Origin of the sequence: Pseudocoprococcus catus, assembly GCF_019734885.1 — a bacterium.
Lineage (GTDB): Bacteria > Bacillota > Clostridia > Lachnospirales > Lachnospiraceae > Coprococcus_A > Coprococcus_A catus.
In genome coordinates this window covers 1-1,456 of record NZ_JAAXCM010000006.1, presented here as the reverse complement: position 1 = coordinate 1,456, position 1,456 = coordinate 1, and the positions used below count along the sequence as shown (strand labels likewise).

General features: G+C 36.2%; 1 protein-coding gene. It reads left to right on the top strand.

Annotation, left to right across the window (positions count from 1 at the left end; all coding sequences use genetic code 11):
• Window positions 1-57: 57 nt before the first annotated feature.
• A protein-coding gene (locus HED67_RS00805) for an IS3 family transposase (RefSeq protein ID WP_408639814.1) occupies window positions 58-1,421 on the top strand; the annotation gives its coding sequence in 2 pieces (ribosomal slippage) (window positions 58-529 and window positions 529-1,421; 1,365 coding nt in all).
• Window positions 1,422-1,456 lie beyond the last annotated feature (35 nt).

The window sequence follows — 1,456 nt, the reverse complement described above, 5'->3', positions numbered from 1 at the left end:
TGAAGTGAACCCCTTTTGTTAGACAAAAATGTAAGTCTAATGAAAGGGGTTATTTCTATGTCTGGAAGAAAAATGTATAGTACAAAATTCAAGCTAGAAGTTGTTCAGCGATATCTAAAAGGGGATATCGGTTTAAACAGTTTAGCTCGAGAATATCATATCCCTTCAAAAGCCTGTATTCAAAAATGGCTTGCTCTTTACAGAGAGCATGGTGTGTCCGGCCTTTGTACAACCAGCGGAACTTATAGTGGAGATTTCAAGATTGCTGTTGTAGAATATATGCATAATACAGGTGCATCATTGCGGCAAACAGCAGCACATTTTAACATTCCTTCCAAAGAATCAGTGGCGAAATGGGAACGTATCTATTATGAGGAAGGTAAAGATGCCTTGTATGAGGAAAGAAGAGGAAGGGCACCTAAAATGGGAAGCAAACGAGCACCTGCGGCTAAGAAAAATACGGATAAAAACGAAGATCTGCTTGCAGAAGTACAACGGCTTCGGATGGAGAACGAATATTTAAAAAAATTGAACGCCTTAGTTCAAGAGCGGGAAAAATCCGAGAAGAAGACAGAGTAGCTGTTATATCAGAACTAAGGCAAAAATATAAATTGACAGCATTATTAGAATTGGTTCATATGCCTAGAAGCACTTATTACTATTATGTAAAAAAAAGTAAAGAGCCTGATAAATATGCAAATATTAAAAATGAAATACATGCAATTTATCATGAAAATCGAGGACGATATGGATATCGCAGGATCACACTCGAATTACAGAACAGAGGTTATTGTATCAACCATAAAACAGTTCAACGTTTGATGAAAGAGCTTGGAATTAAGTGTATGGTTCGCATAAAAAAATATCGCTCATACAAAGGTGAAGTGGGAAAGATTGCTCCCAATATCATCCAAAGAGACTTTTCTGCCACTGCGCCTAATCAGAAGTGGACAACTGACATCACTGAAATTTCTTTATTCGGAACCAAGATATATCTCTCACCGATTTTAGATATGTATAACGGTGAAATCATAAGTTATAATATCAGTGAGCGTCCAGTCTTAGGTCAAGTAATGGACATGCTGGATCAGGCGTTTGAGAAAATACCTGATAACACAGGGCTAATATTTCATAGTGATCAAGGTTGGCAATATCAGCATAAGCAATATCAAATGCGTTTAAGGGAAAAGGGGATTCGACAAAGTATGTCCAGAAAAGGAAACTGTTTGGACAATTCGATAATGGAGAACTTCTTTGGATTGTTAAAATCGGAATTACTATACCTAAATAAATTTAAGTCAATGAACGAGTTTAAAGAAGAGCTAATAAAATATATAGATTACTATAATAACAAACGAATAAAGAGCAAACTAAAAGGACTGAGTCCTGTACAATACAGGATTCAATCCCTTGTAGCTTAGCTCTCAAATTTGTCTAACTTTTTGGGGTCAGATCA